The organism is Streptomyces sp. NPDC028331 (assembly GCF_055565775.1).
The window spans coordinates 166,440-188,295 of record NZ_JBVHTR010000013.1 but is presented as its reverse complement, the minus strand read 5'-3'; the positions used below and the strand labels follow the sequence as shown (position 1 = coordinate 188,295).

At 69.6% G+C, this 21,856-nt stretch carries 18 protein-coding genes; 3 read left to right on the top strand and 15 right to left on the bottom strand.

The window, feature by feature from the left end; genetic code table 11:
• Positions 1-14 precede the first annotated feature (14 nt).
• The 9 genes from ACZ4SW_RS20865 to eccB form a co-directional block, all read right to left on the bottom strand.
• Positions 15-752, bottom strand: a complete 738-nt coding sequence (locus ACZ4SW_RS20865) for a hypothetical protein (RefSeq protein ID WP_468245634.1) — start codon at positions 750-752, stop codon at positions 15-17.
• Between the two features lie 129 nt (positions 753-881).
• Complete coding sequence (locus tag ACZ4SW_RS20860; RefSeq protein WP_468245630.1) at positions 882-1,178, bottom strand: hypothetical protein; 297 nt, start codon at positions 1,176-1,178, stop codon at positions 882-884.
• A 317-nt stretch (positions 1,179-1,495) separates the two neighbouring features.
• Positions 1,496-2,797, bottom strand: a complete 1,302-nt coding sequence (gene mycP / locus ACZ4SW_RS20855; protein ID WP_468245625.1) for a type VII secretion-associated serine protease mycosin — start codon at positions 2,795-2,797, stop codon at positions 1,496-1,498.
• Between the two features lie 123 nt (positions 2,798-2,920).
• Positions 2,921-4,357, bottom strand: coding sequence for a hypothetical protein (locus tag ACZ4SW_RS20850; RefSeq protein WP_468245620.1), 1,437 nt, complete (start codon positions 4,355-4,357; stop codon positions 2,921-2,923).
• Positions 4,358-4,395: 38 nt separating this feature from the next.
• A complete protein-coding gene (locus ACZ4SW_RS20845; RefSeq protein ID WP_468245615.1) occupies positions 4,396-4,746 on the bottom strand; it encodes a hypothetical protein in 351 nt (116 codons plus the stop codon).
• A gap of 67 nt (positions 4,747-4,813) precedes the next feature.
• Positions 4,814-6,172, bottom strand: coding sequence for a type VII secretion-associated serine protease mycosin (mycP, locus tag ACZ4SW_RS20840; protein WP_468245611.1), 1,359 nt, complete (start codon positions 6,170-6,172; stop codon positions 4,814-4,816).
• A 189-nt stretch (positions 6,173-6,361) separates the two neighbouring features.
• Positions 6,362-6,649 (bottom strand): WXG100 family type VII secretion target, encoded by a 288-nt coding sequence (locus ACZ4SW_RS20835; protein WP_388570391.1) that lies wholly within the window; start codon positions 6,647-6,649, stop codon positions 6,362-6,364.
• A gap of 131 nt (positions 6,650-6,780) precedes the next feature.
• On the bottom strand, positions 6,781-7,092 hold the full coding sequence (locus ACZ4SW_RS20830; RefSeq protein ID WP_103843682.1) for a WXG100 family type VII secretion target: 312 nt from the start codon (positions 7,090-7,092) through the stop codon (positions 6,781-6,783).
• Positions 7,093-7,301: 209 nt separating this feature from the next.
• The gene (gene eccB, locus ACZ4SW_RS20825; RefSeq protein WP_468245604.1) at positions 7,302-8,906 is read right to left on the bottom strand and encodes a type VII secretion protein EccB; all 1,605 of its coding nucleotides are present in this window, start codon (positions 8,904-8,906) and stop codon (positions 7,302-7,304) included.
• A 412-nt stretch (positions 8,907-9,318) separates the two neighbouring features.
• On the opposite strand from eccB, the gene eccE reads away from it, so the two are divergent.
• The 3 genes from eccE (at position 9,319) to ACZ4SW_RS20810 (ending at position 14,723) form a co-directional block, all read left to right on the top strand.
• Positions 9,319-10,635, top strand: a complete 1,317-nt coding sequence (eccE, locus tag ACZ4SW_RS20820; protein WP_468245599.1) for a type VII secretion protein EccE — start codon at positions 9,319-9,321, stop codon at positions 10,633-10,635.
• On the top strand, positions 10,635-11,477 hold the full coding sequence (locus tag ACZ4SW_RS20815; protein ID WP_468245595.1) for a hypothetical protein: 843 nt from the start codon (positions 10,635-10,637) through the stop codon (positions 11,475-11,477). The genes eccE and ACZ4SW_RS20815 overlap by 1 nt, the downstream gene beginning before the upstream one ends.
• Before the next feature lie 390 nt (positions 11,478-11,867).
• Positions 11,868-14,723: an SCO5717 family growth-regulating ATPase gene (locus ACZ4SW_RS20810; RefSeq protein ID WP_468245590.1), complete on the top strand. Its 2,856-nt coding sequence runs from the start codon at positions 11,868-11,870 to the stop codon at positions 14,721-14,723.
• 112 nt (positions 14,724-14,835) lie between these two features.
• On the opposite strand, the gene ACZ4SW_RS20805 is transcribed toward ACZ4SW_RS20810, so the two are convergent.
• The 6 genes from ACZ4SW_RS20805 to infB form a co-directional block, all read right to left on the bottom strand.
• On the bottom strand, positions 14,836-15,066 hold the full coding sequence (locus tag ACZ4SW_RS20805; protein ID WP_468245586.1) for a DUF397 domain-containing protein: 231 nt from the start codon (positions 15,064-15,066) through the stop codon (positions 14,836-14,838).
• 96 nt (positions 15,067-15,162) lie between these two features.
• On the bottom strand, positions 15,163-16,119 hold the full coding sequence (locus ACZ4SW_RS20800) for a bifunctional riboflavin kinase/FAD synthetase (protein WP_468245580.1): 957 nt from the start codon (positions 16,117-16,119) through the stop codon (positions 15,163-15,165).
• A 375-nt stretch (positions 16,120-16,494) separates the two neighbouring features.
• Positions 16,495-17,400, bottom strand: a complete 906-nt coding sequence (truB, locus tag ACZ4SW_RS20795; RefSeq protein WP_468245575.1) for a tRNA pseudouridine(55) synthase TruB — start codon at positions 17,398-17,400, stop codon at positions 16,495-16,497.
• The gene (gene rbfA / locus ACZ4SW_RS20790) at positions 17,397-17,849 is read right to left on the bottom strand and encodes a 30S ribosome-binding factor RbfA (RefSeq protein ID WP_468245572.1); all 453 of its coding nucleotides are present in this window, start codon (positions 17,847-17,849) and stop codon (positions 17,397-17,399) included. The genes truB and rbfA overlap by 4 nt, the downstream gene beginning before the upstream one ends.
• Positions 17,850-17,886: 37 nt before the next feature.
• Positions 17,887-18,180 carry a DUF503 domain-containing protein gene (locus ACZ4SW_RS20785; RefSeq protein ID WP_468245566.1) on the bottom strand — a complete coding sequence of 98 codons (294 nt, stop codon included), beginning with the start codon at positions 18,178-18,180 and terminating at the stop codon, positions 17,887-17,889.
• Between the two features lie 533 nt (positions 18,181-18,713).
• Positions 18,714-21,749, bottom strand: coding sequence for a translation initiation factor IF-2 (gene infB / locus ACZ4SW_RS20780; protein ID WP_468245560.1), 3,036 nt, complete (start codon positions 21,747-21,749; stop codon positions 18,714-18,716).
• Positions 21,750-21,856: the final 107 nt, after the last annotated feature.

The following is a 21,856-nucleotide window of genomic DNA, read 5'->3' as shown; positions in this document are numbered from 1 at the left end:
TCCTCCTGGCGCCTTCACCCGAAGATGGCACCTATATCGTGGGCGCTTGCTGCCATAACATCGCCGTCTCTTTTCACGTCACCGAAGGAAATAGTGTCCGCGATGTCGGCCAAGATGGCTTGATATCGATCAAGGTCTTCCACGTCTGAAGTACTCAAGCAGAACAGGAGGAGCCGGTTGCCGGCTGGGAAGGGGACCCACAGTTCGATGCGAACAAAAAAACGCTCCTGTTCCATCCCTTCCGGTAAAGACCACACCGCGCGGGACGCCCCGATACTAATAACGGCAGGGCCGGCTGGGATTCTGACAGGCTGAACTTCACCATCTGAATTTGCGTGGGTCAACGCCTCCGCAATCCCAGCCGCGGTGACGACGGGATTCCAGTTGTCCAACTCCCTTGTACTGACGAGTAGCGTGCAACGACTGATACGTTCAGGCGGCACGGTCCCATCTGCCGTGCCGCCGATAGGGAACACTCCGAGTGCGTGGTACACGACACCCTGGGAGGAGAGTTGCTGCGCGTTAGCGGCGTGGACGGCCGCAAACATTCTACGCAGAGGCTCCCAGTCCTCTCTGTCACCCCAGTAGTCGCGGGCAAAGGAGCGCATCTGCTCATCGAGCGCATCGTCATCTATCCCAATCCCGAGTGGAACCTCATGAAACTCTGGCTGTGTCTGGAATCGGAATGCCACGGGTTCGTGGGGATCACTGGCCGCATCGGAATTAGGATTTTTACTGGGCACGTCGACCATGGACCTCTCGATGTACCTGCATATAGGGGTATAGCGCTCGCTCGGTCATCACCCTCCCCTATGAAACCCGGAATTGCTTCTCTTTCGCACGGAGCGATGCGCCGCCTGGCGGGTTAACAATAATCGCGACTACTCGCCAGGAACCTCGAATTCCTCAGCCACCTTCTCTTCGATGGCTCCATACGCTTTCTTCGTCTCAATAAGTCCTTTGGTTACCCCATCAGCTGCTCCTGCAATAAGACCAATACCATAGCTCCATGATTCCTGGAATTCATCGCAAGCCTTTTCTAGCTCTGGCAGTCCAACCCCGTTGGGTCCAATATCTTTGAGTGCTCTCATTGCAGAGCGCATTTCGTCGCCGCATTCGCCGAGTTGAGTGATGAGATCAGCAAGAGAGTCCAGCTCCACTCTGTAATAACCCGCCATGAGACTCACCTCCTTTTGGTATTCGCTGAGCCTGGAGTCGCAGCGGGAAAGGGCCTTTTCTTGCGGCCCCGCCTTCGCCCTGGTGCTCTCGCCGCCACGGCCCTGCTCACCACGGTCATGAAGGCCGTAGGGCACTCACCGCGCGCCGGACGGCTGATCCGGGGCTGCAGGGCGCGCCCAAGACCGTGATCTCCGGGGCGCGGCGGGAGTCCTCCGCTCAGAAGCGGGACCTGGCGGCGTAGGTCTACCGACGTGCCACGGTGACAGCTTGGCAATCTCGGGCCGTTCAGCCCAGCCGCTCCAAGGTCCGAGTTTCCTTACTGACCCTGGGGCGGGGGCTCTTGGGTGTAGGGGTTCGGGCGCTGCGGGACCTGTCCGGGAGGAGCTGAGTAGCCTTGATTGGGAGCTGTGTTGGGGTAAGGCTGGTAGGTATTCGGGTACCCCACGCTCTGAGCGGAGGCGCCACCGCCGGAGCCGGGGCCGTTACCGCCGTTACGGCGGCTTCGGTTTACCAGGAAGGCGATGGCGGCGATGACTACGACGACTGCGATACCGCCAGCGATGAGTAGACCTTTACTGGATGAAGACTTGTTCTCCTCACCCTGGGACGAGCCACCCGTTCCCTTAGATGTCTCACTGGAGGTGGCGTTGGACGCCCCGAGTTGGCCGAGAGGGTTCGCCTTAGGGCCGGCAGGGATGTTCATCGTCAGCGCCGAGTAAGGCCTAACGATTCCGTAGCCGTACTCGTTGTCGGGTGCCTTCAAACCCTTGTGTTGCGCGAAGGTAGCCGACTTGATCAAGCGGTTGATGACTTGGCCAGCGGTGAGGTCTGGGTACTTAGCACGGACCAGGGCAGCTGCAGCGGACACAAAGGCTGTGGCCTCCGAGGTGCCGCTGGCCACACCGTATCCATTGGATTTTGTAGGATTTGCTCCGACAATATCCACGCCAGGAGCGGTAAGCGCTACCCCCTTCCCAGTATTCGAGTCGTCCCAGAGATTAGCGTCTTTGCCCACAGCCCCAACAGCCACAACGCCCGGTAGCGCCGCTGGCTCATCTACGGCCGGCGCGCCCTCGTTACCTGCGGCCGCCACAACGACAACATCGTGAGCTTCCGCATAAGCAATCGCATTCCGTCCGTCACTGGTAGTTTTTGACCACTCATCACCAAATGACAGATTAATTACTTTAGCTCCGTTATCCACGGCATATCGAACAGCGGCACCCCATGTCTGATCCAAATTCCTGTCAGCCCGCGTCTGAAGGGTGCGCAAAGGCAACACTTTGGCTTTCGGTGCGAGCCCTATCACACCGGAGGAATTTCCCGCGCCGTGCCCGTGGCCAGCGATAATGCTTGCCATCTTTGTTCCGTGGCCGATCTTGTCCTCTTGAGCATTACCGCCACCGGTAAAGTCTTTGCCCTTAAGGACTTGGCCAGTCAGATCCGGATGGTCGCCATCCACCCCTGAATCCACGACAGCGACAGTAACACCCTCGCCTTGAGACTGAGCCCAGACATCTTTTACTGAGAAGACATTCAGGGCCCACTGCTGATCTCTGACGTAGTCCGCTGAGGCGTTTGAAGCCGTAGTGAGGAGCAAAGCTCCTGTCAACGTCACGACTCCCGTCGTAGACCAGACTCGCTTGAGACTCACTTCCTTGCTCCTCACTCAACTACGACTGGTTCCGCCAGTCTTCATACGGGCGAGCCGCACGCTCTTCCGTGCGGCTCGCCCATGTACCTACTCGATCGTCCGCGGTACGTTCCGGTTGCGATCTTCTTCCGAGATCCAGGTTTCTTCGTCCTCGACCAGGTAGTCGGGACGCTCCCCCCGGCTGTTCTCTTCTTCGGACCGTCGTCCCTTGCGGCCGCCTGCGCCACCGGCCATGGTTCCGCCGCGGCTGCCGTGCAGACCCGCACCGCCGCCAGCGCCCTTGCCGACTCCCTTGGCTGCGCCGACCACACCGCCGCGAGCCTTCGCAAGCGCTCCGCGGCCACCGATCCCAGCGCCACCTCGTCCAGTCGCACCGGCTCCGCCGCCCATGCCACCCATGCCGGCCCGGCCACCGACACCACGACCTACTGCCGCACCGCCACCCGTCATACCACCGCGAGCACCCACACCTCCGATGGCACCACGCGCAGCAGCAGTGCCGCCGACACCGACTTCTCCTGCAGCAGCCATGATGCCTGGGCTCTGAGTCCCGCCGATTCCGATACCGGCGCCACCGCCTCCCACTCCCACAGGACCCGCGCTAGGGGCTGGCCCAGTCAGACCGGGGGCAATGCTGTCCACGTTTGTCCTGGCAGTCGGGAGTTGCGTTCCGCCCGGGGGGAGTTGCATTCCCCCCGTGATGCCGTTCTCACGGGGCACCGTGGGGGCTGGCTTGATGGTGGTGGTGGGGCCTGCGCTCCACGGCTTATTGCCAGATCCCGCAGCGCTAGGTCGGGACACGCCAGCGACACCTGGAGTGACTGGCGGCGGGTACTCCACCTGCCTGTTGGGCTCCCCAACGTTGCCGTCGCCGCTGTCCTTTACCTGGTTGTTCTTCAAGTTGCGCGTGATCCGCGCGTACTGAGCGCCCAGATTCTCCATGACGGAGACACCGTTGAGCTGAGCTTGCCGGCTGGCGCCGATCTTTCCCTCGTCCTTCTGAGCGATCTGAGCAGCGGTCAGCTTGCCGGCATTGAGATCGCTGGCTACCGCTTGGCCGTCGTCCCATTGCCAGTCGCTGAGAGCGTCGCCGACCTTGTCCAGGGTGCTTGGCTCGTGGATAGCGTCCAGTTGTTCCTTGTACGTACGAAGCTGGTGCGCGGCATCGGTCATCTGGGAGCTGTTGAGATCCGCATGCCAGGCGGTGTTTCGGATGCTCTGTGCGATTTCGCGCGCCTTCTTCTCGAAACTCCTGGCTGCTTCGCCCTCCCAGTGCTCCAGAACGTTGTCGACCGCTTTGTCGAGCAGGCCTGCGATCCCACCTCCCTCGCCAGCGGCAAGAATTTCGTTGACCTTGCTCCAGTGTCGGCCGACCTCCTCGATCGCCCCTGGATTGGTGCCCTCGAGCATCTGCTTGAGCTCTTTGAGCGAGTAGTCAATGAACTGAGTCTTGGTCTTGGGACGTCCAGCGATGCACGTCTCTTGCTCAATGACTGGCTTTGGCAGCTCTTTGTCACCGGCCATTTTGAACGCTTCCCCTCTGTAGGTGATCCTCGATCGGTCTACTTCGCCCAGCTACCGCTCGAGCCCCCGGCATTACCACCCATTTGCTGCTTGGTCGCGTACTCCTGCTCGGTGTACTTGTCCTTCACCTTGGAGGTGCTCGTGCTGAACCTGTCGATCAAGCCGTGAAGCCCCTGGATCGCCCTCTCAAGCTGAGTCTTTGCATCCATATGGGCAGCGTGGAGATCGCCCGCTTCCAGGAACGTGCAGGTGTTCCCGAAGGCGTCCATCGGGATCTCCGTGTTGTACCGCGACGTCTGCCCCGCTTTGTCCATGTCGTCCAGCAGCGACCAGAGCTTCCGGATGACCTCATCCAGCGCGCTCAGATCGACCCGCATTCCGTTGCTCATACCCCGTTGTCCTCTCCCCTGTTTTTCCAAGTTGTCGGCGCCGGCCTCTCGGCGCCCAAGTCATCGCCTAGCCCGACAGCCCAGTCCGGCCGACGTGTCCGGACCGGCCGACCGTGCCGCCCCGCTTGCTCCGCCAATCCCGCACAGCCACCCCGCTCCCCGCAGCCACGCCCACCAGCAGCAGGCCCACGCCCAGTACGTAAACGGCGATCCGGCGTTGCCGTTCCGCCTCGCTCTCGCCCATCGTCACCGCCATCGGAATGACTTCGCCGGACCCGGCCTTCATCACCGGATCCGGGGTCGGGGACGAGCCCGGTGTCGAGTCGTCCGACAGTGCGGCGACCGGGTCGACGACGCCCCAGCCGATGAAGCGGTTGGGGCCGCGGCCCGGGCGTTGGGCCGTCTGTTCGATGCGGGTGGCGATCTGGGCCGCCGTCCAGTTCGGGTGCTTCTCCTTCAGCAGGGCGGCGACGCCCGCGACGTACGGGGCCGCGAAGCTGGTGCCGTCGGCGGTGCACTGGCCGCCCTTGGGGACCGTGGAGACCATGCCGACGCCCGGTGCCGCGACGTCCACGAAGTCGCCCGCCTGCGAGAAGAAGGCGCGTTCGTCGTTGCGGTCGGAGGCCGCCACCGCCAGGACGCCCGGGTACGAGGCCGGGTAGGTGTCCGCGGACTTGCCGTCGGCTCCGTCGTTGCCGGCGGCCGCCACGACCAGGGCCCCCGAGTTCACGGCGGCCGCGACGGCGTTCCGCAGTTCCGTGTTGTCCTGCTTGTCGGCGGTGTCCGAGGAGATGTTGATGATCTTCGCACCCTTGGCGACCGCGGCGCGGATCGCGGCGGACATGGTGCGCGAGTTGCCCTGTTTGTCCTGCGCGCCCGTGTAGCGGAAGGAGAGGATCTTGGCGTCGGGGGCCAGGCCCACGAAGCCGGTGCCCTTCAGGGGGCGGGCGGCGATGATGCCCGCGACCCGGGTGCCGTGGCCCTCGAGGTCCTGGGTGCCGTCCGTGGATCCGACGAAGTCGCCGCCGCCCGGGGCCATCGCGCCGCGCAGTTGCGGGTTGGAGTCGTCGACGCCGGTGTCGATCACCGCGACCGTGACGCCCTTGCCCGTCGCCTGTGCGCGCAGTTGGTCCAGGAGGATCCGTTGGAGGGACCACGGCGTCGACTTGATGACGGGGCCGCCGAACGTGCATTCGGTGGTGGTCGTGTCGCCGGAGCCGGGATCCGAGTCGGTGAGGTGGGTGGGAACCGCCGCCCCGACCGGCGCCGGAACGGCCGGTGCCGGGACCGACAGCGCAGAGACCGCCAGCGCCGGTGTGCCCGGTGCGAGGCAGATTCCCGCGGCCGCGAGCACGCCGAAGGCCCGCTGCAGTGGGCGGGTTCCACTGTCGCGGCTACTACGCGAAAGGGCTGCCAGGCCCCCCATGTTCAGGCCCCCAGGGCTTCCTTGCTTCCTTCGAAGCTGGGTCGTGTACGTGTGAAGGATGTGCCAACGCGTGTGGGAATTCGCGGGCTCTGCCGCGCGCGGCCCCGGACAAGGGCTCGGCCCAGCGGACGCCGTGGCGTCGGCTGGGCCGAATCTCCTCATGTCATGTCCCCTCGGGCCGCCGACGGCTCAGCCCCAGGTCGAGGCGTTGCTCTTCTCGGTGGCCTGGTAGTTCTCGGCCGCGTTCTGCAGCGCGGCGGCGATCTTCAGCAGCGTGGCGTGCAGGTCCGCGGCGGTCTTGTCCCACTCGCGCTGCTTGCGCTGGTAGCCCTCCTGCGCCTCGCCCTCCCAGGTGTTGGCGACGCGCTTGACCGCGGCCTCGAGGTCGTCGAGCTGCTGCTTGATGCGACCGGCGGTGGAGCGCACGTCCGAGGACGCGTTGGTGATCGTGGCGTAATTGACGAGGATGCCCGACATCGTCGTTCCCTTTCAGGAAGAGTCGAAGGAAATCGGTGACAATCGGTCGCAAACGGCGGCAACCGGTGACACCCGTGGAACGTGGTGAAGAGTGCTGGAGAGCAGGAAGAGTCGAGTCGCGTACGTTCGGCTCAGCCGAAGTCGGACATGATCTTGCTGATCTCGGAGTTCTGCTGCTCTTCCGAGGCGGAGTAGTTGCTCCGCGTGGAGTCCACGGCTTCCTTGATGTCGTTGAGGATGTCGCTCATCCTCTTCGCGTCCGCGTTCCAGCGTTCCTGCAGCTGGTGGTACGACTGGGCCGCCTGGCCCTGCCAGCCGCCCGCGATCTGGTCGATCACGCCGTTGAGACGGCGGATCTCGCCCTGCAGCTGACCGTTCACGGTGTTGATGTCGCCGGAGAGCTTGGTCAGTTCGTCTTCTGTTACCCGGAACTGGCCGGCCATGTTGAACCTTCCCCCATGTCGTCGTTGATCCGGGAAACCTGCACAAGTACCCCGGAGAAGCGGCCCATCCGTGAGCGCTGAAAGCACTCTATCGTCCGCCTGTCACACATCCACAAGCAAGGGCAATGAGTTACAGGGTTCACACACTTGAGCGATGATCCTGTGATCCACTGCCGTCAAGTACCGCCCGTTTTCGGCCAGTTGGCCTGTCACTGGCTCTGCGGCTGTGCCGCGCTGCCGGTGTCCAGGGTCGGTCCCTTGGGGATGAACGTAGCCCAGGACTGCGGCACGACCGCGGGGTTGGACACCTTCTCGTAGCCCAGCCGTGTGCGCGCCTTGTCCGTCTCGCTCGCCCCGCCCGACGAGGAACTCGTCCCGTCCGAGGACGCGGACGAGCCGGTGCCGCCATTGCCCGCCGCGGTGCTGTCGTTGTTCGACGGCAGCGAGTAGCGCAGGCCCGTGTCCGTCAGCAGGTACGTCGCACCGCCGCCCTGCGCCGTCCCCGTGACCTCCTGGAAGAGGAGCCCGGAGCCGGAGGAGACGTAGGCGTTCAGCGAGTCGGCGACGACCTTCTTGGGGTAGGCCGTCCCGGCCCACGTGGCGAGTTGCGGCTTCCTGTCCTCGCCGATGGTGCCGTTGTAGACGCTGCACGAGGTGGTGCGGGCCTCGCCGGTCGCCGTCGCCGCGGGGTTGGCCTGCCGGGGCACGCTCTGGGGCCAGCCCTTGTCCGCGTAGAAGGTGTCCGCCTGGCCGCCGTTGGCGGCGATGACGTCCGGGGTGTCGACCCGGATGTCGGTGATCGGGTCCGTCCCGTACGCCAGCTTGGCGGACGGCGAGCTCTTGATCAGGTTGGCCACGAAGGGCGTGACGGCGGCGACCCGGTCCCGCAGGACGACGTAGTACTGGGTGCCCTGCGCGTCCTGTGCCTTGAGCACCCGGCCCACCGTCCGCGCCTCCTGGGGAAGTCCGGAGACCGAGGTGGTCTGCCCGGCGGAGGGGACCTGCGGGAAGGTGATGACGCCGCCTTCGTTGAGGGTGTGCAGCCACTGCTGGCTCACCGGCTGCGCCTTGGCCGTGGTGCCGATGACGGCGGCGCGCAACTGCTCCATGGTGGTGTTGTCGAGGTTCGACGGGCCGCCCAGCAGGAAGGCGTTGCCCTTGCCGTCGACCAGGTACTCCCGCGAGGTCTTGGGGTCGACGACGTACAGGGCCTCGTTGGCGTCGACCTTGCCCTGGTTCCCCAGCGCCTTCGCGTCGTCGGCGTCGAGGACGAAGACGGCACGGTCGATGCCGCCGTCCGATCCGGGGGCGGGCCGCTCGCACACCGCCCAGGTCTTCGCCTTCTCGGCATCGGCGGCGGCGGGCAGCCGGTCGGGGGCGTACGGGATGCCGAGGGTCGCCCCGTGCGGGATGCCGCTCTTGTCGATCTCCTTGCCGGGGACCTCGATGACGCTGCCCTTGCCCTTGTCGAGGAGGAGCTTGGCGGAGGCGTAGTTGAGGACGGGGTGGAGCGTCGGGATCTCCTTGCCGTTCGTCGACTTGTCCTTGAGGACGACGTAGCGCGTCGTGGAGTCGCTGTCGACGATGATGTACTCGCCGGGCGTGTCCCAGCCCGCGGGCGCCGACGGCTTGATGACGCCCCAGGCGATGAAGCCCACCACCAGCACGACGCCCATCGCGAGGCTGGGCATCACCGTCTGCATGGGACGCGGTGCCCCTTCGTCGGAACCGCCCGGCGACGGCGCCAGGAACGCCGCGACGGTGCGCTTGCGGGCGAACGTATAGGCGGCGAGCTCATCCCGACGCTTTGCCATGGTCCCCAGGTCTCCCGTTGTGTGATGCCCGATGTTGTCGACGTGCTCGACGTGCTCGACGCGTGATGTTCGAGGTGCTCGACGCGCGGTGCCCGCGCGAAAGGCCGCTTCGGCCGAGCAGGCCCTTACTATGCCCTGTGCCGCGAGACGACGGGTCATCAGGTGGTCGGCGGCCCCCGCATCTTCACAGACCCTCACCACCGCGCTCCCCCATCGGGGGCCGGTCCGTGAAAGGCTGGCCACCTGGGGTTTCGGTGTCCCCTGTGTCCCCTCGTGTGCGGCAGCGGGTACCGTGAGCCACTCGCATGGATGATGTGGGCCATCGGTGCCCCTGGCCCGTCGCGGGGATCTCCGACAGAGGATCTCCGTCCGACGAAACGGCCACTACTTCGCGAAAGGGATGTCCCGGGGGATGACCAGCGCTACGAGCACTCGGCGCGGAGGCCGCGCACAGCAGCAACAGGACGGTCCGGGCCGCAGACGCGGGCCGGCTCCGGCTCCCGCCGCCGCGTCGCCGCGCATGCTGCCCAGCCCGGGCGGAATGGGCCCGCTGCGGTTGCAGCAGCTCATCCTCGTGGAGCTCGCGGCGGCCGTCATGCTCGCCGCCTGGGCCGCCGACGCGTCCTGGCTGCTGGCTCCGGCCGGTGGGGTGGCGGCGCTGCTGCTGCTCCTGGCGGTCCTGCGCCGGGGCCGCCGCCCGCTGCCCGAGTGGTACGAGACGACGCGCGCGCTCAGGCGCCGTCAGCGCGAGGCCAAGACGCCCGTCCCGCCCGGCACCGACCCGATGCTGGCCCCCACCGTCGAGTGCGACCCGGCCCTGCGGACGTACCGCTTCGTGTCCCGTGACGATCGCTCGATCGGCATGATCGGCGACGGCACCTTCCTGACCGCCGTGCTCTTCGTGCAGCCGGGAGACCGGCCGCTGCGTCCCGAGTCGGCGGGACGGCAGCTTCCGCTCCACCTGGTCCAGGAGGCGATGGAGGTCGACGGGATCCGTCTGGCCTCCGCCCAGGTCGTGCAGCACACCCAGCCGGCGCCCGCGCCGCATCTGCCCCAGCAGTCCGTCGCCGCACGGTCGTACGGCCCCCTGCAGGCGCAGACCGGTTCGCCCGCGCTGCGGCTGACCTGGGTCGCCCTCAAGCTCGACCCGGAACTGTGCCCGGAGGCGGTTCAGGCCCGCGGAGACGGCGTTCCCGGGGCGCAGCGTGCGCTGCTGCGGGTGGCGGACCAGCTCGCGAGCCGACTGGCCGGGGCCGGGTTCCAGGCGACCATTCTGGACGAGACGGAACTGGTGCAGGCGCTGGCGACGTCCAGTTGTCTGAACCCGCGGGCCAACGCGCAGCACGCTCAGGACGGGCGCGCGCCGCAGCGGCGTACGGTCGAGTCGGTGCGGACCTGGCGGGTCGACGACCGGTGGCACACCACGTACTGGGTCTCCCGCTGGCCGCAGTTGGGCAACGGTGGTGTGGCGCTGCCGGAGCTGATCACGCGGTTCACCTCGCTTCCGGTTCTCGCCACGACGTTCAGCCTGACGCTGGGCAAGGCCGGCAGCCGGGGTGTCTCCCTCACCGGGCACATCCGCGTCACCGCCCGTGGCGACAGCGAACTGGCCCAGGTGCAACGTGAGTTGGAGCGGGCCGCGAGTGCCGCGAAGGTCGGTCTGGTCCGCCTCGACCGGGAGCAGGTCCCCGGAGCCCTCGCCACTCTGCCGCTCGGAGGTACGTACTGATGTCCCACCCCGCCACCGCCACGGACCCGCGGCAGCACGGCCGGGCCTCCGGACGTACTCCGGCGCACGTCGCCTCGCCCACCGACACCGGCATGATCCCCATCGTCCGGCAGCCGGAGACGCCGCTGGAGCAACGGCGCATCTTCAGCCCGGGTTTCGGGCTGCGCGGGCCGCGCCGCAACCGTCATGTCGTCACCGTGGACGAGCTCGCGGCCGTCAGCATGCCCCTCGGCGACGACGGCGTGATCATCGGCACCGACCCGGAGTCGCAGCCGGCCGTGCTCGGCCTGTCCCGCCCCACACCCTTCGACGTCGTCCTGGTGGGCGGACTCTGGCTGGCCCAGGTGCTGGCGCTGCGGGCCGCCGCGACGGGAGCGCGGGTGGGCGTCGAGACGGGCCGTCCGCAGGCGTGGCAGCAGTTGGCCCAGGTGGCGGGCGGCGGCCAGCAGTGTGTGACGGTCTATCCGGTGGGACGGGTGCCCGCGCAGGGTCCGTCCGTCTCGAGTCCGGTGGTGCTGATCCGGGACTGTGGTGTGCGTCCGCCCCGCGGGCGGGTCACCTCGCTGCCGTGGCAGGCCGTGGTGACGGTGCTGCCGTTCGTGGGCGAGCACGCGCCGCGCTGGCTGGCTCAGGCCCAACTGGTCGGGATCCAGCGCATCTCGCCCCAGGAGACGGAGATCGTGCGCGACACCCTGGGGATCCCGGACGAGCATCTCCAGATGCTGCCGACCCTTTACGACGGCGTCGCCCTGTGGTGCACCCGCAAGCACCACAAGTTCGTCATGACCGAACCCACCGATGCGGAGACGGGCCTTCTCGGCGTGGCCCGGCGCATGGACTGAGAGGTCGTCGCCTCCGGCAGCACGGGGGCGACGAGCGCGCCGGGGGCCCTCACGCATACGGACCGGAACCTCGTCGTCCCCGGGAGGGACGGTGGCGGCCGGTCACGCCGGCGGGCGGCCCCGGTGGGGACTGACACCGCGTCGCCCCCGGCAGCGCGGGGGCGACGATCGCACCGACGGGGCACATTTCCGTACGGACTGACACCTCGTCGTCCCCGTGCCCACGGTGCCGACCGATCGCGTCGACAGTCACTTTTCCGTACCGCGACCCTAGTGATTAGTCTCTTCTGGTGATGCGGTGACGATCGCAGCCGCGTGGGAATCGCCACTCGGTCCGCCCGGCCGCGACGACGACCAACTCAGCAGCAGCGGCTGACCAGGAGGCAAGCAGTGAACAGCGATCGGTCCGAGTACAACGGCGGCAGCCCGTCCTCGGACGGGGACGATCAAGAGGTCGATCTCACCGGCGAGTTCGAGATCGTCTACACCCCTCCCGCCTGGTACGCCCAAAGCACGCAGGGTGGCTCCGCGGCCGGCGGACAGGCCGACACCGGGCAGTCGCCGCCTCCTCCGCCGCCCGGACCGCCCGTCGGTCCGCCCGTGGGGCCGCCCACCGGACCACCGGGCGTCCGCCCGCCGCAGGCTCCCGCACCGGTGCAGCCGTACGCCCAGGGTGTACCGCAGCAGCCCGCGCCGGGCGCGCCCGGCGCGAACCAGCACGGTACGGGTGGCTACGGCTTTCCGCAGCAGCAGTCCGCTCCCGGCACCCCCCAGGCGGCGGGAGGTGCGGCGGCGCCGGGCGGCTACGGATACCCCCAGCAGTCGGGAGCGGGCGCACCCCAGACGGGCCCGGACACGTCGGGCGGCTTCGGGCAGCCGCAGCAGCAGGCGCCGGCCCAGCCGCCCGCGCCCGGCTTCCCCGTGCTGCGTCCCGTCGACGAGGACGCCCAGGCCGAGCCGCCCCGGACCGCTGCCCCGGCGGCCGTGCCCCAGCCGCCTGCCCCGGCGCAGGCGGCGCCCGAGCAGGTGACGCCCGAGCAGGCGACGCCCGAGCAGCCGACGCCGGAGCTCAACCATGCCGCCGCCGACGCCGAGGCGGCGAAGCTGTTCGGCGGAGCCGACGACGACGAGGAGCCGGAGGAGGAGCCGAGCGCTGACGCCGAGTCGGGTGACTCCGCCGGGTCCGTGTCCGGTGCGGAGGGCGCCGAGACGGCGGACGGCCGGTCCGATGCGGGATCCGCCGCGGGGACTGATGCCGATGCCCCGTCAGCGACCGGGGAAGCGGAGCCGGAAGCCGAGGCGGAGGCGGAGGCCGGGACCGGGCCGACGCCCACCGCTCCCGGCCCGATGCCTGCCGCGCAGGGGCAGCAGCCGCAGGGGCCGCCCCCCGCGCAGGTCCCCGCCGCGCCCCAGGCCGACCACGAGCTGCCGCCGCTGCCGCAGGGTTATGTGCCCGCGCACCCCGTTCCGGGGATGCCGCAGCAGGCAGGGCAGCCGGACCAGCAGGCGGCTGCCGCCGCGGCGCAGGCCGCCGGATACGGCTACCCGCAGCCGCCCGCCCCGCCGCAGCCCGGGCAGCCCGGGCACCCGACGCCCCCGCAGGGCACGTTCGGCCCGGCCCAGGCTCCCGCGTACCCGCCGCAGGCTCCCGCGTACCCGGCGCAGACCGGTCAGCCCGCACCGGCGGACCCGCGGCAGGCGCCCCAGCCCCCGCAGCCGCAGCCGCAGGCCGGCGGTTACGGCTACCCCCTGCCGCCCGCTCAGCCGCTCCCGCAGCAGCAGCCCGGGCCGGTCGGTTACGGTTACCCGCCCCAGCAGCCCGGCTACGGCTACCCGCAGCCCGCCCCGCCGCAGCAGCCGGCGCCCCACCAGCAGCCCCCGGCCCAGCAGCCGGGTCAGCCTCCGGTGCAGCCGCTGCCGCAGCAGCAGGCGCCCCAGCAGCCTCCCGCCGCCCCGCCCGCCGCCTACGGCAACCAGGGCTGGACCGCCCCGGTCGGCCCCCAGGCGGGCCCGGGTGCGCCCCCGCAGCAACAGGCCGCGCCCGGCACCCCGCTCGGCTACAACGCCGCCGTGGAGCTCTCCTCGGACCGGCTGCTGCGCCATCAGCCCAAGGCGCGCAAGAACAACACGGGCCCGTCCCGCTTCAAGTTCGGCGCCAAGAAGGAGGAGGCCGAGCGGCAGCGGAAGCTGGAGCTGATCCGCACACCGGTGATGTCCTGCTACCGGATCGCGGTGATCAGCCTCAAGGGCGGTGTCGGCAAGACCACGACGACCATGTCGCTCGGCGCCACGCTCGCCACCGAGCGTCAGGACAAGATCCTGGCGATCGACGCCAACCCGGACGCCGGCACCCTCGGCCGACGGGTGCGGCGCGAGACGGGCGCCACCATCCGCGACCTGGTCCAGGAGATCCCGCGGCTGAACAGCTACATGGACATCCGCCGCTTCACCTCGCAGGCCCCGTCGGGGCTCGAGATCATCGCCAACGACGTGGACCCGGCGGTCTCCACCACCTTCAACGACCAGGACTACCGTGCCGCGCTCGACGTGCTGGGCCGGCAGTACCCGATCATCCTCACGGACTCGGGTACCGGTCTGCTCTACAGCGCGATGCGCGGGGTCCTGGACCTCGCCGACCAGTTGATCATCATCTCCACCCCTTCGGTGGACGGTGCCAGCAGCGCCTCGACCACTCTGGACTGGCTGTCGGCGAACGGATTCGCGGATCTCGTCCAGCGGTCGGTCACCGTGATCTCCGGTGTCCGCGAGACGGGCAAGATGATCAAGGTGGAGGACATCGTCGCGCACTTCGAGACCCGCTGCCGCGGTGTCGTCGTGATCCCCTTCGACGAACACCTCGCGGCAGGCGCCGAGGTGGACCTCGACATGATGCGTCCCAAGACCCGCGAGGCCTACTTCGACCTCGCCGCCCTCGTCGCCGAGGACATCGCCCGCACGCAGCAGGGCTTCGGCAACCCGAACCTGCACTTCCAGCAGGCCCCGCAGGGGTACGCGCCCCCGCAGCAGCCCCAGCAGCCCTACGGCCAGCCCGGCGGGGCACCCCAGCCGGGACAGGGTTGGGGGGCGCCACCGCAGCAGCAGCCGGGCCCCGGCCAGGGCTGGCAGCAGCCCCCGCACCAGCCCGGCCCCGGCCAGGGCTGGCAGCAGCAGCCGGCCCCGGGCCAGGACGCGCCGCAGAACCAGCCGCAGCAGGGCGCCGTACCGCCCGGCTGGACGCAGCAGTAGCGAACCGTACGGCAACGGCAGAGGGCCGGCACCTCCACGGTGCCGGCCCTCTGGCGTTCGTGTACGTCACGGCCGCGAGCGCGTCTGTCCCCGGTGTCGCTCCGGGGTGCCACTACTTCAGGTCGAACTCCCCGTCGCGCGCGCCGAGTACGAACGCGCGCCATTCCGCCGCGGTGTAGCGGAGCACCGTGTCGGGGTCCGCCGAGTTGCGCATCGCGACGGCGCCGCCCTCGAGGTAGGCGATCTCCACCCGCTCGTCCTGGGGACCATCAGGGGAGCCGACCCACTCGACGCCGCTGATGTCCATGGCGTACAGCGCTTCCTTCTCCTGCTCGGTCGCCACCGGGTTCTCTCCGTTCCACCGACCTTACGGACGAGGGGGATTCTACAACTGGGCCTGGCGGCAGGGAGTTTCCGAGCGAAACGGACACGTCCGTCTTCAGGCGGGGTCTCCCGCCGCCGCGATGAGCTCCCGGCAGCGCTTGACGTCCTCCGCCATCTGCTCCAACAACCCGTCCAGCGACTCGAACCTGGCCTGGCCGCGGACGAACGCCAGGAAGTCGACGGCGACGTGCAGCCCGTACAGATCCAGTCCCACCCGGTCGATGGCGTACGCCTCCACGGTGCGCTCGGTGCCGTCGAACTGGGGGTTGGTCCCGACGGAGATCGCGGCCGGCATCGCCTCGCCCTCGACGTGCAGCCAGCCGGCGTAGACGCCGTCGGCCGGGATCGCGGTGTGCGGGAGCGTCTCGACGTTGGCGGTCGGGTAGCCGAGGTCGCGGCCGCGCTGGGCGCCGCGGACCACCACGCCCTCCACCCGGTGCGGGCGTCCCAGGATCTCGCGCGCTCCCTCGACGTCGCCCTCGGCGATCAGCCGGCGGGTCAGGGTGGAGGAGAAGGGCTCGCCGCCGCCTGCCTCGCCGGTCACGTAGAGATCCACCACCTCGACCTCGAAGTCGTACGTCTTGCCCTGCTCGGCCAGGAACTCCACGTTGCCGGCCGCCTTGTGGCCGAAGCGGAAGTTCGGGCCCTCGACGACGGCCTTGGCGTGCAGCTTGTCCACCAGCACCTTGACCACGAAGTCGGCGGGCGAGAGCCGGGAGAACTCGGTGGTGAACGGGAGGATGAGGACCGCGTCGACGCCGAGTTCGGCGCACAGCTCGGCGCGGCGGTGGTGCGGGGCGAGCAGCGGCGGGTGGCTGCCGGGGCGCACGACCTCGCTGGGGTGCGGGTCGAAGGTCACGACGACCGAGGGAACGCCCAGCTCACGGGCGCGTTCCACGGCATGCCGGATGATGAGCTGGTGACCGCGGTGGACTCCGTCGTAGGAGCCGATGGTGACGACGCTGCGCCCCCAGTCCTGGGGGATGTCCTCCAAGCCACGCCAGCGCTGCACTGTGACCGCTCCTTGTCGAACCCGTGTCCGTCTTCGTCTTGTACGCAGGTCTAAGGGTGCCATGCCGGGAGGCCTCGGCCCGCATCGGCATGGGGGCTGTGACGGGCGGCACGTCGTCTCACGGGAGGCCCGGCAGGCGGACCGAGGGGTGGGACGGCGGGCGGACGCCGCCTTCCGGGCCCGGTTCCGCGGCCGGGCCGGCCGTGCGGTGAACGCGCCCCCTTCCGCTCCCTCGGTTCACTCCGAGCGCCTGCCCCGTGGGGTGAATAGGCGGGGAGGGATGGATACACCTCTGTGAGGGGGAACCGAGGGGGGACCGTGGAGCGGTGACCGGCATTCCCGCGATCGCCGCTCCACGGGCAGGCACGGCGTGCGTCAGCCGAACACGGCGAGGCTCTTCGCCTTGCCCCGCTGCGCCTCCACGAGCGCCAGGAGGCGGTCCTGCGGGCCGAAGACGGCGACGGGGCCCGCGCCCGCGTACTCGTCGGGCATCTCCAGGCGCACCCCGTTGGCGAGCAGCCGGGCCCGCTTGGCGTCCACGTCCCAGCGCGGGAACGCGGCGGCGGCGGCCTCGGCGATCGGCATCACGGTCAGCTCCTGCTGGAGCTGGTCCAGGGTGCGGGCGGCGTCGAGCTTGTACGGGCCCACCCTCGTGCGGCGCAGCGCGGTGAGGTGGCCGCCGACGCCCAGGTCGGCGCCCAGGTCGCGGGCGAGGGCCCGGATGTAGGTGCCGGACGAGCAGACCACGGACACCACCAGGTCCAGCACCGGGGTGCCGTCCTCGGCGACGGCGTCCCGGACGTCGTACACCGTGAAGGACGAGACGGTGACCGGCCGGGCCGGGATGTCGAACTCCTCGCCGTCCCGGGCGCGCTTGTACGATCGTACGCCGTTGATCTTGATGGCGCTGACCTTGGACGGCACCTGCATGATGTCGCCGGTCAGCTTGGCGATCCCGGCGTCGATGGCGTCCCGGGTCACCTTCGAGGCGTCGGTGGAGGAGGTGACCTCGCCCTCGGCGTCGTCGGTGATCGTCGTCTGCCCGAGGCGGACGGTGCCCACGTACTCCTTCTCGGTCAGCGCGAGGTGGCCGAGGAGCTTGGTGGCCTTCTCCACGCCGAGGACGAGGACGCCGGTCGCCATGGGGTCGAGGGTGCCGGCGTGGCCGACGCGCCGCGTCCTGGCGATGCCGCGCATCTTGGCCACGACGTCGTGCGAAGTGAAGCCCGACGGCTTGTCGACGATGACGAGGCCGTCGGGCGTGGTGTGCTGCTGGGTCATTCCGCGCCGTCGTCCGTCTCGTCCTCGGAGCCGGGCTTCCGGTAGGGGTCGGCCTCACCGGCGTACGGCTTGCCCGTGGCCGCCTCGCGCACCTTCGCGTCGGAGGCGCGCGCCTTGTCGAGGAGGTCCTCGATGGTCCGGGCGGTGTCGGGGAGGGCGTCCGCGACGAAGGTGAGGGTGGGGGTGAACTTCACGCCGGCGGCGCGGCCGACTTCGGAGCGCAGGATGCCCTTGGCGCTCTCCAGGCCGGCCGCGGCGGCCTTCCGCTCCTCGTCGTCCCCGTACACGGTGTAGAAGACGGTCGCCTCCCTCAGATCGCCCGTCACCCGGGTGTCCGTGATGGTGACGTGCGAGCCGAGCCGCGGGTCCTTGATCCCGCGCTGCAGCTTCTGGGCCACCACCTCTCGGATGAGGTCCGCCAGCCTCTTAGCCCGCGCGTTGTCGGCCACTGGTCCGTCTCCCGTTCTTCCTGTCATTGTTCTTCGGTCAGTCGTCGTCGCCGTGGAGCCGCCGTCTCACCGACAGCAGCTCCACCTCGGGGCGCCCGGCGACCAGCCGCTCGCACCGGTCCAGTACGCCGCTCAGGTGCCCCGCGTCGCCGGAGACCACCGCGAGCCCGATGACGGCCCGCCGGTAGAGATCCATGTGGTCCACCTCGGCGGCGCTCACCGCGTACTTGCGCTGGAGCTCGGCGACGATCGGGCGGACGACGGAGCGCTTCTCCTTCAGCGACCGTACGTCGCCGAGGAGGAGGTCGAAGGACAGAGTCCCCACGTACATGTGTGTCCGGATGACCCGCCGGTACGGGATCGGTGGCCCTGCCGTCGGTATGGGCAGGGACACGAAAACCGTACAACGAACTCCGGGGGCCACTCGACGGGATTGTTCCCGCCCCCGCCGCCCCTGCCCGTCCCGTCCTCAAGGGGCTCCGCCCCTACACCCCGCACCTCGGGCTCCGCCCGGGACCCGGGCGGGGACCACGTCCCCTGCATCCCTGACGGGGCCGGGCCGGGACCGCACCGCGGCTGGGCCCGAGAAACCTGACAAGGGAGCACCCCCTCACAGGGCTGCGCCCCGAGAGCACGGCAAAGACCGCCTACGCGGCGTCCTCGGGCGGACTGCCCCAGGCACGCACCGAGGGCTGCGCCCCAGGAGCCCCGGCAACGAATGCGTAGCCGCGGCACCGGACACGGGCTCCGCCTCGGACTCCGCTTCGGGGCAGGCCCGAGCCCCCGCTCGGCACATGCGGCAGGGGCCGAAAGGCCGCCGGCCGACGGGACCGTGGTCCCGTCGGCCGGCGGTGAACCCCGGGCTTACGCCCGCGGCTTCTCCCGCATCTCGTACGTCGCGATGACGTCGTCGACCTTGATGTCGTTGAAGTTGCCGAGGTTGATACCGCCCTCGTAGCCTTCGCGGATCTCGGTGACGTCGTCCTTGAAGCGACGCAGGCCCTCGATGGTGAGGTTCTCCGCAACCACCTTGCCGTCTCGGATGAGGCGGGCCTTGGTGTTGCGGCGCACCTCGCCGGAGCGGATGAGGACACCGGCGATGTTGCCCAGCTTGGACGACTTGAAGACCTCGCGGATCTCCGCCGTACCGAGCTCGACCTCCTCGAACTCCGGCTTGAGCATGCCCTTGAGGGCCGCCTCGATCTCCTCGATCGCCTGGTAGATGACCGAGTAGTACCGGACGTCCACACCCTCGCGCTCGGCCATCTGCGCCGCGCGGCCGGCCGCACGGACGTTGAAGCCGATCACGATGGCGTCGGAGCCCATCGCCAGGTCGATGTCCGACTCCGTGACCGCACCGACGCCGCGGTGCAGGACGCGGATGTCGACCTCTTCGCCGACGTCGAGCTGGAGCAGGGAGGACTCCAGGGCCTCGACGGAACCAGAAGCGTCACCCTTGATGATCAGGTTGAGCTGCTGGACCTCGCCGGCCTTGAGCACCTTGTCCAGGTCCTCCAGCGACACGCGGCGCGTGCGCTTCGCGAAGGCCGCGTTGCGCTCACGGGCGGCGCGCTTCTCCGCGATCTGGCGGGCGGTGCGGTCCTCGTCGACGACGAGGAAGTTGTCGCCCGCACCCGGGACGTTGGTCAGGCCCAGGACCTGGACCGGCGTCGACGGGCCGGCCTCGGCGACGTTGTTGCCGTTGTCGTCGAGCATGGCGCGGACACGGCCGTAGGCGTCGCCCACCACCATCGTGTCGCCGACCCGCAGCGTGCCTCGCTGGACGAGGACCGTCGCCACGGCACCACGGCCGCGGTCGAGGCGGGACTCGATCGAGATGCCCTGCGCGTCCTGGTTCGGGTTGGCCCGCAGGTCGAGCGAGGCGTCGGCCGTGAGGATCACGGCCTCCAGCAGCGAGTCGATGTGCAGACCCTGCTTGGCGGAGATGTCGACGAACATGGTGTCGCCGCCGTACTCCTCGGCCACCAGGCCGTACTCGGTCAGCTGACCGCGCACCTTGGTCGGGTCGGCACCCTCGACGTCGATCTTGTTGACCGCGACCACGATCGGCACGTCGGCCGCCTTGGCGTGGTTGAGCGCCTCGACCGTCTGCGGCATGACGCCGTCGTTGGCCGCGACGACCAGGATCGCGATGTCGGTCGACTTCGCACCACGGGCACGCATGGCGGTGAACGCCTCGTGACCCGGGGTGTCGATGAAGGTGATCTTGCGCTCTTCGCCGTTGACCTCGGTCGCGACCTGGTAGGCACCGATGTGCTGGGTGATGCCACCGGCCTCGCCCGCGATGACGTTCGTCTTGCGGATGGCGTCGAGCAGGCGGGTCTTACCGTGGTCGACGTGACCCATGACGGTCACCACCGGCGGACGGACGACCAGGTCCTCCTCGGAGCCCTCGTCCTCACCGAACTCGATGTCGAAGGACTCGAGGAGCTCGCGGTCCTCCTCCTCCGGGCTGACGATCTGAACCGTGTAGTTCATCTCGTCGGCGAGGAGCTGCAGGGTCTCGTCGGAGACGGACTGCGTGGCCGTGACCATCTCGCCGAGGTTCATCATGACCGCGACGAGGGACGCCGGGTTGGCGTTGATCTTCTCCGCGAAGTCCGTGAGGGACGCGCCACGGGAGAGACGGATGGTCTCGCCGTTGCCGCGCGGCAGCATCACACCGCCGACGGACGGCGCCTGCATCGCCTCGTACTCCTGACGGCGCTGCCGCTTCGACTTGCGGCCGCGACGCGCGGGACCACCCGGGCGACCGAAGGCGCCCTGCGTGCCACCACGGCCACCGGGACCACCGGGACGGCCGCCGAAGCCGGGACGGCCACCGCCGCCACCGCCGAAGCCGCCGCCACCACCGGGAGCGCCGGCACCACCGGGACGACCGGCGAAACCGCCGCCGCCCGGACGACCGCCGCCGCCGGGACGACCGGCGAAGCCGCCGCCACCGGGACGACCGCCGCCGCCGGGACGACCGGCACCGGCCGGACCACGACCGCCGCCGGGGCCGGGACGCGGGCCGGCAGCGGGACGCTGCGGCATCATGCCCGGGTTCGGGCGCGGACCGGCGGGGCCGCCGCCGGGACGCGGACCGCCCTGCGGACGCGGCATCGAGCCCGGGGTCGGGCGCGGACCGCCCGGAGCCTGCGGACGCGGGCCGCCGGGAGCCTGCGGACGGGGACCGCCCTGCGCGGCCTGCGGACGCGGGGCACCCGGAGCACCGGGACCCCCCAGACGCGGGCCCTGCGGACGGGGCGCCTGCGGGCGCGCCATGCCGGTGGAGCCACCGGAGGTGAAGGGGTTGTTGCCCGGACGGGGACCGGCCGGACGGGCACCCGGGCGCTGGCCGGCACCACCCGGACGCGGGGCGCCGGAACGCGGACCCTGGGCGCCGCCCTGACCCTGACCGGACGCGGCCGGACGTGCGCCGGGCTTGGGCGCGCCGGGACGGGCGCCCGGGCGCGGGGCGGGGGCGGCCGGAGCCGACGGGGGCGCCGTGAACTCGGGGGCACCCGGTGCCGGGGACGCCGGGGCGGGCCGCGGCGCGGGCTTGGGGCCCGGCGTCGGGCGCGGACCCGGGGCCGGAGCCGCGGGCTTCTCGGCGGCCGGGGGCTTGGGGGCCGCCGGACGCGGGGCAGCCGGACGAGCGGCCTGCGCCGGGGAGGGCGCGGCCGGCTTGGCCGGTGCGGCCTTGCGGGGGGCGGCGGGCTTCGCGCCACCGCCGTTGCCCTGCTGCAAGGCGTCGGTCAGCTTGCGTACTACGGGCGCTTCGATGGTCGAAGACGCCGAACGGACGAATTCACCGAGTTCCTGGAGCTTGGCCATGACGACCTTGCTCTCGACACCGAACTCCTTGGCGAGTTCGTAGACCCGGACCTTAGCCACTTCGCTCCTTTGAGGTCCGGGTTGAAGCCGGACCGTCGCTAGTTCATGGGCGTACTCATCGCGTACTCATCGAGTGCTCATCGCAATCTCGACCTGCTTTCAACTCG